The organism is Domibacillus sp. DTU_2020_1001157_1_SI_ALB_TIR_016 (assembly GCF_032341995.1).
Taxonomy (GTDB): domain Bacteria; phylum Bacillota; class Bacilli; order Bacillales; family Domibacillaceae; genus Domibacillus; species Domibacillus indicus_A.
In genome coordinates this window covers 1,394,715-1,410,317 of record NZ_CP135438.1, presented here as the reverse complement: position 1 = coordinate 1,410,317, position 15,603 = coordinate 1,394,715, and the positions used below count along the sequence as shown (strand labels likewise).

General features: G+C 40.7%; 14 protein-coding genes and 1 pseudogene. 2 read left to right on the top strand and 13 right to left on the bottom strand.

The window, feature by feature from the left end; all coding sequences use genetic code 11:
* Window positions 1-114: 114 nt before the first annotated feature.
* The 3 genes from RRU94_RS06615 to RRU94_RS06605 form a co-directional block, all read right to left on the bottom strand.
* Complete coding sequence (locus RRU94_RS06615) at window positions 115-978, bottom strand: AraC family transcriptional regulator (protein WP_315690993.1); 864 nt, start codon at window positions 976-978, stop codon at window positions 115-117.
* Between the two features lie 110 nt (window positions 979-1,088).
* Window positions 1,089-1,826 carry a CPBP family intramembrane glutamic endopeptidase gene (locus tag RRU94_RS06610; RefSeq protein WP_315690992.1) on the bottom strand — a complete coding sequence of 246 codons (738 nt, stop codon included), beginning with the start codon at window positions 1,824-1,826 and terminating at the stop codon, window positions 1,089-1,091.
* A 665-nt stretch (window positions 1,827-2,491) separates the two neighbouring features.
* Complete coding sequence (locus RRU94_RS06605; RefSeq protein WP_315690991.1) at window positions 2,492-2,806, bottom strand: helix-turn-helix domain-containing protein; 315 nt, start codon at window positions 2,804-2,806, stop codon at window positions 2,492-2,494.
* A gap of 272 nt (window positions 2,807-3,078) precedes the next feature.
* Here RRU94_RS06605 and RRU94_RS06600 point away from each other — a divergent pair, with 272 nt between their 5' ends.
* Entirely contained in the window at window positions 3,079-4,656 is a 1,578-nt protein-coding gene (locus tag RRU94_RS06600) for a glycoside hydrolase family 10-like protein (protein WP_410492933.1), read from the top strand.
* A gap of 104 nt (window positions 4,657-4,760) precedes the next feature.
* Here the strand turns inward: RRU94_RS06600 and RRU94_RS06595 are convergent, their stop codons facing one another.
* From RRU94_RS06595 to RRU94_RS06580, 4 genes are all read right to left on the bottom strand, one after another.
* On the bottom strand, window positions 4,761-5,585 hold the full coding sequence (locus RRU94_RS06595) for a hypothetical protein (RefSeq protein ID WP_315690990.1): 825 nt from the start codon (window positions 5,583-5,585) through the stop codon (window positions 4,761-4,763).
* A 339-nt stretch (window positions 5,586-5,924) separates the two neighbouring features.
* Complete coding sequence (locus RRU94_RS06590) at window positions 5,925-6,527, bottom strand: STAS domain-containing protein (protein ID WP_315690989.1); 603 nt, start codon at window positions 6,525-6,527, stop codon at window positions 5,925-5,927.
* Window positions 6,528-7,019: 492 nt separating this feature from the next.
* Window positions 7,020-7,874, bottom strand: a complete 855-nt coding sequence (locus tag RRU94_RS06585) for a YitT family protein (protein ID WP_315690988.1) — start codon at window positions 7,872-7,874, stop codon at window positions 7,020-7,022.
* Between the two features lie 120 nt (window positions 7,875-7,994).
* Entirely contained in the window at window positions 7,995-8,153 is a 159-nt protein-coding gene (locus RRU94_RS06580) for a hypothetical protein (protein WP_315690987.1), read from the bottom strand.
* A 467-nt stretch (window positions 8,154-8,620) separates the two neighbouring features.
* Here RRU94_RS06580 and RRU94_RS06575 point away from each other — a divergent pair, with 467 nt between their 5' ends.
* Window positions 8,621-10,051, top strand: a complete 1,431-nt coding sequence (locus RRU94_RS06575; RefSeq protein WP_315690986.1) for an amino acid permease — start codon at window positions 8,621-8,623, stop codon at window positions 10,049-10,051.
* Window positions 10,052-10,128: 77 nt separating this feature from the next.
* Here the strand turns inward: RRU94_RS06575 and rpoN are convergent, their stop codons facing one another.
* From rpoN to RRU94_RS06545, 6 genes and pseudogenes are all read right to left on the bottom strand, one after another.
* Window positions 10,129-11,448, bottom strand: coding sequence for an RNA polymerase factor sigma-54 (gene rpoN, locus RRU94_RS06570; RefSeq protein ID WP_315690985.1), 1,320 nt, complete (start codon window positions 11,446-11,448; stop codon window positions 10,129-10,131).
* Between the two features lie 216 nt (window positions 11,449-11,664).
* Window positions 11,665-11,985 carry a VOC family protein gene (locus RRU94_RS06565; protein ID WP_315690984.1) on the bottom strand — a complete coding sequence of 107 codons (321 nt, stop codon included), beginning with the start codon at window positions 11,983-11,985 and terminating at the stop codon, window positions 11,665-11,667.
* A gap of 61 nt (window positions 11,986-12,046) precedes the next feature.
* Window positions 12,047-12,676 (bottom strand): DUF1349 domain-containing protein, encoded by a 630-nt coding sequence (locus tag RRU94_RS06560; RefSeq protein WP_315690983.1) that lies wholly within the window; start codon window positions 12,674-12,676, stop codon window positions 12,047-12,049.
* A pseudogene (locus RRU94_RS06555) lies at window positions 12,676-13,151 on the bottom strand (maltose acetyltransferase domain-containing protein). Before RRU94_RS06555 ends, RRU94_RS06560 begins: the two are co-directional and overlap by 1 nt.
* A 65-nt stretch (window positions 13,152-13,216) precedes the next feature.
* Window positions 13,217-14,245 carry an ROK family transcriptional regulator gene (locus tag RRU94_RS06550; RefSeq protein ID WP_315690982.1) on the bottom strand — a complete coding sequence of 343 codons (1,029 nt, stop codon included), beginning with the start codon at window positions 14,243-14,245 and terminating at the stop codon, window positions 13,217-13,219.
* 273 nt (window positions 14,246-14,518) lie between these two features.
* Window positions 14,519-15,367: an STAS domain-containing protein gene (locus RRU94_RS06545; protein ID WP_315690981.1), complete on the bottom strand. Its 849-nt coding sequence runs from the start codon at window positions 15,365-15,367 to the stop codon at window positions 14,519-14,521.
* Between the last annotated feature and the right edge of the window lie 236 nt (window positions 15,368-15,603).

The following is a 15,603-nucleotide window of genomic DNA, read 5'->3' as shown; positions in this document are numbered from 1 at the left end:
GTGCTTAACTTAAATTGAGTATAATGAAAATCGCTTACAAAGTATTTGTCCTAAAAAGACTAAATTTTTATAATGTAAGGACATGAAGAATAAAAAAAGACCTCTAAAGGGTTCTTAGAGGCTTGCTTGTTTTCTATATTTTCCCGGGGTTAAACCCGTTTCTTCTTGAAACACACGAGTAAAATAATGGACTGATGAAAAACAGTATTGCTCCGAAATTATTTTAATATCCAGGTTCGTCATCCGAAGCATCTCTGCTGCCGCGTCAACGCGTTCTTGGCGTATAAAAGCCGTATAGGATACCCCTAAATGGTGAGTAAATAAGCGGGATAGGTGCCGGGTTGATATATGCAGATATTGCGCTACATCTTTTATTGAAAGAGGCCTGTTTAAATTGTCTCTAATAAATAACTGAGCCTGGTTGACCAGCATCCGGCCTTTTGTTTCATGACTCATATCGCTCTCGTTCTCTTCCTCCTCCGCTCCGCAAAACAACGTCTGAAGTGAAAGTAACAAAGAATGACTAAGGGCGTTCAAAACGTCGGTTGAGCAGGATGTGCTTCCGTGCTTCATTAATGTTATTAATAAGAGAGACGCCGGCGAATCTTCAGCATCCTGAATAAGGATATTATTCGTTTCGGAAAGCTTTTTAAAAAGAGAAACTCCTTTTTCTGTTGAAGACGACAAATCTACTTCAAAACCAATCCAGAAAAGCGAAAGGTTTTTTCCTTTATGAATTCTATGCAGTTTTTCCGGGCGTGAACAGAAGAACACGCCTTTTTGCAGAGGATAGCTTTGACCGTCTTCGACATAAAGACCTGTTCCGTCAAATACATAACAGATCTCAAAAAAGGAGTGTTTGTGAAGTGGGTTATCTGGGTGATTGGGATGTGCCCCCCAAGAATGGATGTGAAATGAGACATTCTTTCCTTGTAGGTAAATACACCTTTTTTGTAGTTTATCAATAGCAGCAGCCACGTTCATGATACTTCTCCTTTAAAATACGTGTACTAAACTAATTTTTATGAAGTTACTGTATGTTAACCTTGTTGGCTCAGAGATCATCGAGATAAGATCTTAAGCGCTCCCTAATTTAGAATGAAACCACTTGAAACCATCAATATATTTAAAACAAAATGCCAAACCATTGCAGGAATCATGCTTCCTGATTTAACGGTAATGCCTCCATAAAACACGCCGCCGATAGAAAAAGCGATACATACTGCCCAAGGGATGCCAAGAGAGTAGTGCTGCAAGCCAAATCCTATACTCGTGATGATCACGGCCCATTGTTCGCCTAGTTGTTCTGAAAAGCGGCTCAGCAGCGCCCCTCTCCAGATGAGTTCTTCAAGCAGAGAGTTTGTAATAGAAAAGATGGTCATAAGCAGCCAGATTTCTTCAAAATAAGTCCAGCCATTTCGAAGAATAAAAGGTACCAGAGAAGCTGTATTGATAACTAAGGCGATCATAAGAAAGACTTTAACGCTTGTCTGGTGAAACCCTGACCAGATAAACGGAAAATGAATCAATTCCTGCCACTTTGGTTTTTTTGTATATTTTATAAAAGGAGAATGCGTAAAGAAAGAATAACAAAATAAGGGGATCAAAATGAAAACCAATGATCCTCGGTTGAAAAACAGCTGGAGCTCCCTTGATTGAAACTGTGCATCTCCATAAGAAGCAGCAGTTAAATACGCAAAAAAACCGATTCCAAATAAAAGGGTTGTGATGATAAACCTCTTCATCAGGTGATCAAACGCGATATAAAAGAGGATAGCAACAGCGGCCCATAGACCAATACTCCAATAATGGTCAAGCTGAATCAAAAGAAGAAGAGACACAAACAAGGATAATAAAATGATATTTCTAATAAAGATCTTATGTATACCGTTCCCCTCCCTTATAACCTATCTGTATTTATGTATACTTCCGCACTTGCAAGCAAAGTGCTAATTTAATCTAAAAAAGAGCAGATTTTAATAATTAATAGCTGTATGGACCCTTTATGTTGGTTGTTACAGCAATAGTACTGTATTTTGTCTGTGCCCCAAAAGAAAAGCGTATTCCATTTCTCTTTTCTCAAAAGATCGTGTATACTGAAGGTAACAAACAGCTATATTAAAAAAGCCGATTCGATGCTGGTAACATCAAATCGGCCTACCAATAGCAGGCTTCCCTTATGGGGAGTCAGCAGTCTAAGGGGATAATCCACCAGAGCGCTCAACTCAATGGTGGATTATTTTTTTTGGTTAAATGACAAAATCGCTACAACGAGGCTTGCAAAACTAACTGCAAACATAAGTGATTCGAAAGTTGTCACAGCGCCACCCCCTTTCTATAAAGGGGATTTTGCTGACCACCATTGAGAAAACCTGTTCTATTGTTCTTTTATTATATCATCTTATAGGAAAGGCTGCCTTGGTTTTCAAAGAAAGTAAGGAAAAAACATTCACTTATTTTTTGTTCTATCCTCCATTACCAACTCGGCTTTTTACCTTTTAACAAGTTTGTATCGTTTGTGCGTCAGTCCTGTTCCCCTTGCCACCAAGGAGCTGACATCTGTCTCGAGAACCTGGGCAATTCCTTTCAGGTTCGCAATGGTTAAATTATGGTTTCCTGTTTCAATTCTCGATACGACACTTTGCTGGGTATTCAGCTGATCGGCCATCTGCTTTTGCGTAAGACCAAGCTTTTTTCTCCGTCGAATAATATTTTGGGCAATTAATTGTTCTACATCTTCTTCTTTTTTCAGCTGTTGATCTTGATTGGCATAGCTTTTAGACATTTGCTGTTCTGTGTAAATCATAACTGCGCCCCCGTTCAATTTATGGGTATCACGCCCTATTTTTGTAATCTATCTCTTCTATCGGTATTTCTTGTATGTAGTTTTAGTGATTTGGTGCAAAATCGGTTTATCTATAAAAAATAAACACAAAAAACTAAAAATAACTGTGTAGTGGAACTTTTGAGGTGAAAAAGAAGCTTATTCACCAACATTATTTTAAAAAAATACTTCATTTTCCAAAGAATTTGTCGATAACACTAAAAAAAGGATGGATGGAGGAACAAGTTAGAATAATGTTGTTTAAAGATAGAAAGAAAAATGTGAGAATGAAAAAATGCAGCTGGCTCGTGTGGATATTAACATTTGTTTTATGTATGTCTCTCATCCCGTCGCTTTCTCATGCAGCGGAGTCTGCACCACCAAAAAGAGAAATGCGGGCGGTATGGATTGCATCTGTTCAAAACAGCGATGTAAAAGCAGGAATGAATAAAACGCAGTATACAACTTGGGCCCGGCAGACATTAGACAGCTTGAAAGCTAACAAATTTAATACAGTTATTTTTCAGGTAAAGCCGACCAGTGATGCCTGGTACTCTTCTAAGCTGGCTCCTTGGTCAGCGTATATCACAGGGAAAAAGCAAGGGACAAGCCCGGGCTATGACCCGCTGCAAATTATGATTACGGAAGCTCACAGCCGCGGAATGGAGCTTCATGCGTGGATTAACCCGTACCGGGTGACGATGCCAGGTGAAACGCTGAAAAACTTGTCATCTCAAAACGCGGCACGCAAACACCCTGGCTGGGTCGTAAAATATGGCAAGCAGTACTATTTAAATCCCGGCCTTCCGGAAGTACAAGACTATCTCGTATCGTCTGTCAAAGAGCTGGTGCAGAATTATGATGTGGATGCCATCCATATGGATGACTACTTTTATCCATATAAAATTAAAAATGAAACCTTTCCAGACCAGGCTGCTTTTAAAAAGTATGGAAAGTCCTTTAAGAAAATAGAAGACTGGCGCAGAAATAACGTGAATCAGCTTGTTAAAAAGATTTATTCTACGATTAAAACGACAAAACCATATGTCCAGTTCGGTATTTCACCGTTTGGTGTCTGGCGCAATCAATCGATCGATAAAACAGGAAGTGCCACAAAAGCTGGCGTAAATAATTATGATGATTTATATGCGGATACGCGTACATGGATCAAAGAAGGAACAGTCGATTACATTACGCCGCAAATTTATTGGTCGAAAAAATTAGCTGCTGCTAAATACGGGACGCTTCTTAACTGGTGGAGCAATGAAGTAAAAGTATATGCAAAAACACATCCGGTAAACTTGTATATCGGAGTAGCCGATTATAAAGTTGGACAGGATTCTGATCCGGCATGGAAAAACAAAATGGAGCTGCCCAATCAAATTGTTTCTAACCGGGCAGACCGAATGACAAAAGGGCAAATGCACTTTTCGCTGAAAAGCTGGAAGAAAAATTCACTTGGCTATGCAACGATTGTAAAACAGCAGCTGTATAAGTACCCTTCCCTTACGCCGGCGTTCTCCTGGAAAGATGCATCGCAGCCTGTAAAGCCGACATCCGTACAAGTAAAGAAAGAAGCAGCAGGCAGAAAAATCGTGATTCAGGACCAGGCCAGCAAACAGCCGCGTAAATACGTGATTTATCGTTTTGCAGGCAAAACACTAGGATCTTATGAGGATGCACGTAATATTGTAGATGTCGTATACAATACAAAGGGCAAAACCGTATTTTTGGATAAATCAGCGCGTTCGGACAGAACCTACACATATAGTGTAAAGTCCGTGTCTGCAACTGGTATAGAAAGCAAGGATGCTTTTGTTATAAAAGAATAAAAATATCGTGCGGATGGGCATATACCTTTAAACAAACGCACAAAACCCTCTGTTTGATAACCGGACAGAGGGTTTTATTTTTGTGTGTTCTCTTACTGCCGCGCTTAAGTCATGGAATAAGCTTTTTCAGGATCGGGTTTTTTAGGTCTTCTTCGCCTAATTCGGGCCTTCTCTTTGAAAATCAGCTTTTTTGCTTCGTTCCAGCCGCCAAAATGATTGGCAAACGTTTCAGAGCGAGGAAGCTCCCGTTCTTTCGCATAGTCATCCCAGTCTTTTTTTGTCGTGAAATGATGAGCATGGTCCTGTGCTAGTTTTTTCAGCTCTTTTTTTTCATAACGCCGAACAGGATTGTACTCAACCTCTTCTGTACTACGAAAGATTGCTAACTTTGCTTCATTCCAGCTTCCAAAGTGGTGAATATAATGGTGGGCTTTCGGAAGGTCTCTCTCTTCGGCATATTGATTCCAGCTTTGTATATCTGTAAACGCATCTATATGTATGCGGGCACTTTGAATCAATTGCTTTTTCTCCACCAGTACACCGTTTTTCTTTTTTTGATGCCCAAAAATCGCTTCTTTTGCTTTGTTCCAGCTGCCGAACAAGTAAATATAGCATCTGCTGTATGGAAGGTCCATCTCTTCTGCATGCTTGTTCCAATCCTTTATTTTTTCAAAATGTTCCGCATGCTGAATCGCAATATCGACCAGTTCTTTTTTTCTGTCGCTAGCAGCTTTACCTGAATAGTGAATGTGGGAGGCATCTGAAAATATTTCTTTTTTCGCCCGGTTCCACGTTCCGTATGTATAAATAAATGTGCGGGCTTTAGGCAGTTCCATTTGAACCGCAAATTCGTTCCATTCCGCTACCGAGTTAAAGTAACGAGCATGTTTTTTCGCCAGGACTTGTAAATCGTCTTTTGTATAAGTCACAAACAGTCATTCCTTTTAATTAATCATCTTTATTTCTTTTTATAGCTGTTGGTATTTGCAGATAATTGCTTTTATCTTGAATCACCCAGCACGTTTTGTTTCCTCCTCTTTCTTTGTGTCATCGTTTCGGTCGGTTCCTTATGTTGTTTCTGTGTTGAGGTTACAGTACCCGTTAAAGATCAATTTCCATAGAAACAAAAAAGATCTGCATGGAACTGCTTTATCCCATTCCTGCTATTAAAACAAAAAAACCCAGTCATTCCACGCTAGCGTGACTGAGTTAGACTTGATGATGGGAACAAACCACATGATAACTTATATATACATAAAAGTAAAATGTTACAAATGGAGAGTGGGTAGTGCGCTTGATAAATTGACTGCAATAGAAACGTTGTCAAAAGCTATACCGAGCTGAGCAGCTGTCTGTGCTTTTTCCGGACGGATACCAGATAAAGATGTTTTGACTCCAATCAGCTCCAATGCTTCTACCAGCTGAAACAGCTGCTGGGCAACCATCGTATCAACTACCACTACACCCGATAAATCAATAAGAAGCTGGTCTATATTTTTTGTGTAGCATTGTTTAAGTGTCCTCTCAAGAATATATTTAGATCTTGTCGTGTCAATATCCCCCACTAATGGAAGAAGTGCTGCGTTCCGGCTAAGGCTGATGACTGGCGAGCTTAATTCATTGAGCATTTCCTGCTGGCTTTGCAGTCTTTTGGAGCAGAATTCATGGTATGTTTCGATATACGAAGTGACGATTTCATCAATTGTGCTCATAATTTTCTGATTCCACATCTCGATGATTTCCCGTGAATAGCTTCCTTTGTTCTTTGATACAAAATGTTGAACGAATTGAAGATACTGATCACGCGTTCTAAAAAATTCCCTCACAATAAAATGAATCGGCGTGGATAAGTGATGTTCATCTGAAGCCACCTTTAACACCCATTCCTCGATTTCCTGAAGGAAGGTGAATTCCTCCTGGACAAACACCTGGCAAAAGTGCAAATGAAACTCGTAGTTTTGCTCCTTTAAAATGCGGACAGCTTGAGGATCTGTATTGCTGTAAACTCCTGAAGGATTGCTTTTATCTAAAGAATGATATCATTCCTCTGTTAATTGACGGGCTTTTACCAGCAAAAACTCCTGTAACTCTTTACTTTTATACATTGTCTATCCTCCAGCTGCAAAAATACTATACCAGTATTCATTGTAGCTCACTAGGAATAAAGTATCTATTTTTAATTTCTTTATTTACAAATTTTTAACTTACGTATACCGTATTTCGTAGTTTATAAGAATATAGCATGGATATTCCTGCTTGTTAATTGTGTCATTTAACCTACATTTTACGTTCTGCTTCTCTTAAAAAGAAAAAAACACCGTTAAAGGTGCTTTTTTCAAGAGAAACATTTTCTTTATGTCGTGCTACATACTCTGTTTTAATGCAGACTTTGGATAACTAAATCCTTCCCCAAACACATCCCGTACATCGTGAATCACAACAAACGCTTTTGGATCAATGTGATGAACGATCTTTTTAAATTTAAACAGCTCCTGCTTATTGATGACAATATACAAGATTTCCCTGGACTCCTGCGTAAAGTGGCCCCGTGCCGGCAAAATTGTAACTCCCCTATCGAGTTCCTCATTAATTTGCCCTGCAATCTGAGGAGCTTTTTTCGAGATAACCGTGACCGCTTTTCGCATATTCAGCCCATCAATAATGTAATCAATTACTTTTGTGCTGATATAAATAGACAGAATCGTGAACATCGTATTTTCAATGCCTATCACAAAATAGGATGAAAAAACAACGATGGAATCAAAAATAAGCAGGGCCGTGCTCATGCCCCAGCCGAAATACTGATTGGCAAACTTGGCCAGAATGGTCGATCCGCCTGTTGTGCCGCCTCCCCGCAGGACAAGGCCGATCCCTATTCCAATAAATACGCCGGCAAAAATGGTTCCTAAAATGCTTTCATCAAAAACCATTTCTATCCCTGTAATCCAATGAAGAAAAAAGGACGTAAACAGGATCGAAAGAATCGTGTAAAGGATGACTCTTTTTTCCAGTAACTTGTATCCTGCAGCGAGAAGCACAGCATTAAATAAAAGAGTGGTAAGGCCGGGAGACCATTCAAAAAGATAATATAAGATCATAGAAATGCCAGTAATGCCGCCTTCCCCCAGCTCATTTGGAATAGCAAAAAAATTAACACCAGCTGCAAAAAAGAACGAACCTATTATAATAAGCGTTATTTCTATCAAATAATTTTTCATTGTTTCTACCTCTTTCACAGATTCATTAAATAAAGGAAACGAGCCGGCTTGTTTAACCTATGAAAAAGTCTGTTTTTCTCTGTTAAAAGAACAGAAAAAATGAATCGTTCTTCTTTACATTCAAACTGAAACGACTGTTTTACGTTCTTGCATGCAGATGATTTCGGAAATGATTTTAGAGCCTTTATGGATCTTTTGATACATCTCCTCTGCTTCCTGTTTTGTTTCAAACTCATACATACAAATCTTGTTTGGCAGAAAAACTGTAATATTCCACATCCTAATCGCCCTTTCTTTATAAGCGGATGAGCCGCCTTTCACTTTTTAGTCATTACTTGAACAGTGTTCTTCTTTCATTAGCGGCTTCCATTCTTTTTATTGGGGAACTTTTATCCCCTCCCCTGCTCTTTAGTGCTGTTCACCTCCATCAAAATGAATCGTACCTTTTAGAATGCAATCTTCATGCCAATCCTACAGAAGTTGCTTTTCTTTTACTGAGCTGCTTTACCTCTTAAGTGCCTGGCGGGCTGCACCGCTTTGCTTTATCTATTATTTGAGGCCATTAATCTTTCCAGGCAACTGGCCTGCAAAGATTTTTTTATAACATCCGCCAAAAATATTGGCGTTTTTTTCTTGAAAAAGGAAAAAATCATCGATTTTTTTAGAAAAATGAAAATATTTGTCTGGCATCAGAATTGCAGTATAAAAGGCAGGAAAGCAATTTACTCAAAATAGGAGGAGAATACATGAAGGAACATCATCAACAAGAGTTGAAACGAACCATGAAAACCAGGCATTTATTTATGATCTCACTCGGAGGGGTCATCGGCTCTGGATTGTTCCTCGGATCGGGTTATACGATTAATCAAGCCGGGGCCGGAGGAGCCATTTTAGCGTTTTTAGTCGGCGGCTTTGTCATGTATTTAACGATGGTCTGCCTCGGGGAACTGGCAGTGGCCATGCCGGTATCCGGCTCTTTTCAAACCTATACAACGAAATTTATCGGACCCGGCGTAGGCTTTGCTCTCGGCTGGACGTACTGGCTCGGCTGGGCCGTTACGGTTGCCCTGGAGTTTCTGGCTGCCGGACAGCTGATGGGCAGATGGTTTCCTGATACACCGACATGGATTTGGTGTGCGGTGTTTGCCGTTCTGCTCTTCTCACTCAACGCCCTATCGGCCAAGGCATTTGGGGAAGCGGAATTCTGGTTCTCCGGCATTAAAATTGTGGCAATCCTTTTGTTTATTATTCTCGGCGGCGCGGCGATGTTTGGACTGATTGACATGAAAGGCGGCCAGGAAGCACCCTTTTTCTCGAATTATGCTTCGGACGGCCTGCTTCCACACGGCGTCACTGCCCTGCTGATTACGATGATTGCAGTTAACTTCTCGTTTCAGGGAACTGAATTAATCGGGATTGCGGCTGGGGAAAGTGAAAACCCGGAAAAAACGATTCCGAAGTCGATCAAACAGTCGGTGTGGCGCACCCTTGTATTCTTTGTCTTATCGATTTTTGTCCTGGCCGGCTTAATTCCTTCGGACCAGGCAGGTGTAACGGAAAGCCCGTTTGTGTTGGTGCTCGACAGCATCGGTATTCCGTATGCGGCTGATATTATGAACTTTGTTATTTTGACGGCTCTTTTATCGGTTGGAAACTCGGGCCTGTATGCGGCTTCCCGCATGCTGTACTCGCTTTCGAAAGAAGGCATGGCTGCTCCTGCCCTGGCAAGAGTAAACAAAAAAGGCATTCCGATGAACTCGCTTATTTTGACGCTTGGCATCGCCCTTCTATCGCTGTTATCCGGCTTTTTTGCAGAAGAAACGGTTTTTCTCTGGCTGCTTTCTATTGCCGGGCTCGGCGCCCAGGTCGGCTGGATTTCTATCACCGCTTCCCAGATTGCGTTTCGCAGGAAATATGTCCGGGAAGGCGGCAATGTAGCAGACTTGAAATTCAAAGCCCCTCTTTATCCGTTTTTCCCGCTGCTGGGCCTTGTGCTGAACTGCGCTGTCCTCGTCAGCATGGCATTTAATCCAGATCAGCGGCTTGCCCTTTACTGCGGGGTTCCATTTATGCTGGCCTGCTATGCGATCTACCACCTGAAGATCAAGAAAAACCAGGCGATTGAAAAAGAGCAGCAGGAGATTCAGTTGTCAGCTGATAGAAAGATGCTTCTTTAAACTACGCTTTTCACTTACAACTAAAAAGCAAAAAACACGACAAGCTGGGTCTTGTCGTGTTTTTCTTTAGAGATCTATTAAATAGCTCCACTTGCCGAAAACTGCTTTCGTTTGGAAGAAGACAAAATTCTTAACTCATCGCGGTACTTGGCTACTGTTCTTCTCGAAATATTTATTTCATGTTTCAGCTTCAGCATAGCCGCAATCTGCTGATCGGACAGCGGATTGTATTTATTTTCTGTTTCGACGATTTGTTTAATAAACAGCTTTACTCGATTTGATGATACTTCCTCCTGGTTAACCGCCTGAGTGCTACCTGTAAAAAAAGACCTCAATTCAAATACGCCAAAGGGTGTGTGGACATATTTATTTCTAACCGCCCGGCTGATGGTAGATTGATGAACATTTAAGTAAGCGGCGAGCTCTTTCATTGTAAGGGGCTTTAAATATTCAGGTCCTTTTTGAAAAAAACTTTTTTGACAGTCTGCTAAGCTGAGTACAACGTTATGTATAGTAGTATTTCGAGTATTTAGCCCATTTTGAATCCATTGAAATTCTTTATACTTTTCCCGTAAATAAGAACCTTCTTCTGTCTTTTTGTTTTGACGTAACATAGTTTCATACGCTTTGTTTAAGCTGATATTCCAATTGCCCTGTCCGTTCTTTGTCACGAATAACTTTCCGTTCTGAAACTGAACGGTATAATCCGGTATCACAGCTGGGATCCCTTGGTTTGAATAAGAAAGGCCAGGCTTTGGATCTAATGTTAAAATCGTTTCATGAAGGTGCTGAATTTGCTTGATATCGACTTCTAAAAGCCTTGCAAGCTTGGACCATTTTCGATAAGCAAAATCTTCAAAGTGAGTGGAAAGAATGTGTTCAGCAAGAGGCGTGTGCATATGTATGTTCTCAAGCTGGAGAAGTAAACACTCCTGCAAATTGCGTGCTCCCACCCCAGCTGGCTCCAAACTTTGAATAAGCTCGAGACATCTTTCTACTTCTGACTGCGTTGTGTGAAGGCGAAGAGCCATTTCATTTTCATCTTCCTGAAGATAACCGTTCTCATCAAGGCACTGAATGAGATAAGTCGTTAAGCGCTTTTCGTCAGGAGATAAATCAAAAAAAAGCAGCTGCTCTAATAAGTAGTCTGTTAAATGTATGTCCTCTGCGGCGATAAACTCCAAAGGATCAGCTTGGGTATTAGAAGAAGGATGACTGGGCAGGAAGGAATAATCTATAAGCTCGTCGATTTCGATTAACGGATTTTCTTCCGCTTTTTCTTGCAAGAAAGACAGAAGCTCTTCTGCTGAATACTGCAGCATAGAGATCGCTTGTGACAGCTCTGGTGAAATTTTTAATTGAATTGATTGGTTCTGAAGCATTTGCATGTGTAGCATAAACACGTTCCTCCCTTCCTTCCATCTTACATGATTCAAATTTCCAAAATAAAAATATGGCAGAAAATCTAACATACTTCTTTTCTGGATAATTTTTACGTAATGGTTTGGCTTCTCAAACCATTACGTAAAAATTGACCTAAAACAGTAAAAGCCTTCTTTAAAAAAAGAAGGCTTTGGTTCGTTAAAAGCTTGTAAATTATATGACCAACTTTTTTAGACCGTAATTTCAACAAGGTTTCCTTCTAGATCTTTAATAACACTTTCATAGTAGCCATTGCCGGTAACACGCGGGTTTCCGGCTACCTCATAGCCAGCATCCCGAAGTTGCTCCGTTTTATAATTTACCGGTTCTTTGCTTCCTACTGAAAATGCCACATGGGCCCACCCAGTCATATTTTCAGCCTGAAGTTGATTGATCCCTGTTTTACGCATAATCTCGAGCCTTGCATTGCCCATTCCAAAGGAAATAAAATAGGACTCAAATCCTTTAGCCTGATTCACGTACTTTTCGTTGGATATTCCGTCAAAATACATGTTCAATCTTCACTTTTTTCACCTCTTCCCTTGTGCCTAATGAGTAGCTGGATACTCTCCATTACTCGTATACTGTTGTCTGATCATGGACTTTTTCAATTTTTATAAAGTCAAATGCTGCCTCGTATCCTTCTCCCTGAGGGCTGCAGGCATAAATGCCAGCCTGGACGTAGGTTGCTTTGGGTAAATGGGTCATTCTGATTTGAGTCCAGACATCACCATCCACTGAGTACTCAACGTAAAAGTTGTTTTCTTTTTTTGTGATTCTGTAGTAAAGAGAAAAGTTTTCTTGGGAAAAGGCCTGACTGGACCAATCAGAATATCCTTGCTTTGTAACCACAGCCCCTAATTTACTCTTTCCGCCCGGTATATACTCAACAGACGTTTTTACCCATGTATCTTTGGAGAATCTCACCATTAAGCCGGCCTGGTCATATCGATTTTTGGGTTTTGAATGTACTTTTGTCGTTAACCGAAAGTCTTCGTTTACATCATAGTAGAAAAAATGCCCATTATCAGCTTCGAATCCATAATGCGTCTTCTGCCAAAAGTCCGTTTGCTTGTCCGTTCTGATCATGAAAGCGGCACTTTCGGAATCATGACTCCAATGCTGGGGAGGCGAAAACCATTTAAGTCCTTTGTTTATGTCTTTGTGGTTAAATTCTTCTAACAATATCATCAGGCTGTCCATTATATTTTCTCCTTTCTCATAAGGGCACTTTCCATTGAAGATTCGCTTGTCTTAATCATTCTTGCTGGATTCTCACCTATGACAACATTATCTGGTACATCTCTGGTTACAGCAGCTTCTGATGCGACCACCATTAGGATGAGCTGCCGGATAAGTGTGCACTCCAGGGGCGGTCAAATGTCACTAATCTGGATTTCACAGACATCTAAAAAGATACAGTGGAAATTGCATAGAAATTCCCGCCTACATAAATATTGCAGCCGCAGTCACAGCGAAATGATGGCTCTATGTGCAACTCTTTACCTGTTGAGCTTAATAGCTCTTTTAACAGTTCTCTCCGAGTATCTCTATCTGTTTCAATGGTTTCGTTAAATAACCACGTGAGTCTTCGTGCATGGGTCCGTTCTTTCCTTAATTCTTGATCCTATGCTTTGTAGAGCTCTCCAGCCAGCATTTTTTCTTTTTCTATTTTCATCCCAAAACAGTTCCTATCAAAAGTAAGTCATGAGGATGATTCATTTCCTGTAAAAGCGTTTATTATTACGTAGAAGGCAGCCCTGTTTCATTGATGATTAAGTCCAGCCCCAGACTTTGCAATCCATATAGATAATCCTGCTTCAAGTCACTCACAATCAATTCCGGAAGGTGCTCCACCGGAACGTACTTTGCAGTTTGAGCCAAAATCTGTTCCATCAAAGCTTTATCGGCTTCTTCTTCGCAAAATATAATGGCACGGGGGTTAAGGATGGAAACAAACGCAGCCACCAGGCGGCTAATAGCATCTATCTGCTGACCGCTATAACCGGAAGAACGCTTGGTTCCCAATGCTTCCTGAAAGTTTCGGTGATCGTATTGCGGTACGAAGGAAACTTCTCCGGAGAAAAATGTGCTTCCACGTACAATATTCCCATTCACCAAAATGCCAGCCCCTGGGCCGTTTTGTCCAAAATACAAATAAATAAATGATGAATTGGTTTGCGTAGTCTTCTCCCGTTGGTAACCGAGGACCGCTGCGTTCATATCATTCTCAACCACAACAGGCATAGAAAAGTGCGTTTCATAGTATTCTTTTAAGTCAACCTGCTGAAACTGTTCATAGCCCGGTATAAAAAAAACGCGGCCATTTTCCACCGAGCCAGGTACGCCAATGGCAATCGCGCGTATGTTGGAATACTGGCGCATGATGTCTTCTATGCAGACGGTCAGCATCGGTAAACCTCCTGCTAAAACACTGCCTGCTTTTCCTTGTTTCTTGATCTCGCCCAGGCAATTGAAGATCGTATAGTGGGTTTCTTCCCTCTCCAGAAAAATGGCTAAACCAAGTCGGAATTCAGGATTGTATGCATACCGTTTCGCTCTACGGCCGCCGCTCGAATCATCAAGGCCAAGCAGCTTCAGCTCTCCGTCTTTTTCCATCTGCGTGAGAAACTTGCTGATGGTCGGAAAACTAATGTTTAACTTTTCGCTGAGTTCTGCTTTGGTCGCTCCTCCCATCTCCAATAAGGCTTTACGAATGCGGTAAAGAATCACCTTTTTCATGGATTTTGGAGTGGCAAACATCTCGTTCATGATCCTCACCTCTCTTTTTTCTTCCGCTTATTAAACGTCTTTAATAAGTCTCGACCATACTGTATCACATCCTTTTTTTAAGCACAAATCATACTTTATGACTGACGTTTAAAGCATGTAAAATAAGGAAGAGGAAGGATATTATTTTCCTTCCTTTTGTCTGAAGGCTATTTTCACACCGATTAAAGTGAAAATAGATCTGGATTAAATTCATTTAGTATATATCCTAAGAACAAAGTAAAACAAGCCCGCTCCCTACCGGCGGGCTTGTTTTCATTTCAATTCGAAGCCAATTTTCTGTAATGCTTTCTCCAAATCTTTTTCAAACACCATGTCTTTTAAATCTGCATTCATTTGAACGGCTTTCATAGCTAAGTCAGGACGCAAGCCGGTCACTATGCAGTCTACACCTACCAGCTTTAAAACTGTGGAGATTTTTAAAAGTGAAGCTACAACTGTATGATTTATATGCAAAATGCCGGACAAGTCCACAATGAGGCACTCAAGCTCTAATTCGCGGCTTTTAAAAAGCGCTTTTTCGATAATGCTTTCTGCGCGCTGTTCATCTATATCACCTACAACGGGCAAAATCGCAATGCCTTTTGCGACCTTTACAACCGGTGCCGATATGGTAAATAACTGCTTGTTCGTGTAATCAAGCTCTAGCACGTACGATAAAAGAGCAGACATCGTCTCAAACATCTTAATTTGTTTTTCTGTAAATGTTTGCTTTCCTGTATCGAGGCCGCAAATCGTTCCGTAGTTTTTTCCATCTTTATAATTAATCGGAATGGCAATAAACGTCCCGCCGCCAAGTTTCTTTGTAACGTCCATGTTTTTTGTTTCTTTATGCTGTTTCACGTCTGGAATGACAAGAACCTGTTCGCCATGTTCCACACTTAAGCTGCAGTACGCTTCGGGGAATGGGCGTTCATCCCCTTCATTCACAAGCTTTTCACTTTTGTTTAATACCTTTATCATGCGGTTCGTTTTGCCATCGTTGCGGGCAATAAATAAAGTATTCACGTGGATGAATTCCGCCATGATTTGAAGCACCCGGACCGCTGCTTCTTCAAAATCTTGAAAACGAATATCCAGGGCTGGATTTAATCTTTCTGTCATTTCAATATCCTCGCTTCTATTAGCTAACATCTTTCTTATGTATATTACTACGAAAGCCAATCAATCAAAAAAATGAATCTGCTTTTCAGGAGTAAAAGTAAGAGGGGGATGCTGGAGGCAGCCTGCTCAAACAAATATAGCATACCCTGTTGAAAGCAATTTGAAACCAATTTCAGCCTGCATGTTAAAAGAAACAAGGACCAAACGGCTGTTATTCCCTGATTGATAGACACGCA

Coding starts and splice junctions, on each gene's coding strand:
- rpoN (WP_315690985.1), bottom strand. CDS start 11,448: ATGCTACACATGCAAATGCTTCAGAACCAATCAATTCAATTAAAAATT.
- RRU94_RS06575 (WP_315690986.1), top strand. CDS start 8,621: ATGAAGGAACATCATCAACAAGAGTTGAAACGAACCATGAAAACCAGG.
- RRU94_RS06565 (WP_315690984.1), bottom strand. CDS start 11,985: ATGTATTTTGACGGAATATCCAACGAAAAGTACGTGAATCAGGCTAAA.
- RRU94_RS06600 (WP_410492933.1), top strand. CDS start 3,079: ATGTTGTTTAAAGATAGAAAGAAAAATGTGAGAATGAAAAAATGCAGC.
- RRU94_RS06545 (WP_315690981.1), bottom strand. CDS start 15,367: ATGACAGAAAGATTAAATCCAGCCCTGGATATTCGTTTTCAAGATTTT.
- RRU94_RS06605 (WP_315690991.1), bottom strand. CDS start 2,806: ATGATTTACACAGAACAGCAAATGTCTAAAAGCTATGCCAATCAAGAT.
- RRU94_RS06585 (WP_315690988.1), bottom strand. CDS start 7,874: ATGAAAAATTATTTGATAGAAATAACGCTTATTATAATAGGTTCGTTC.
- RRU94_RS06560 (WP_315690983.1), bottom strand. CDS start 12,676: ATGGACAGCCTGATGATATTGTTAGAAGAATTTAACCACAAAGACATA.
- RRU94_RS06550 (WP_315690982.1), bottom strand. CDS start 14,245: ATGAACGAGATGTTTGCCACTCCAAAATCCATGAAAAAGGTGATTCTT.
- RRU94_RS06580 (WP_315690987.1), bottom strand. CDS start 8,153: ATGTGGAATATTACAGTTTTTCTGCCAAACAAGATTTGTATGTATGAG.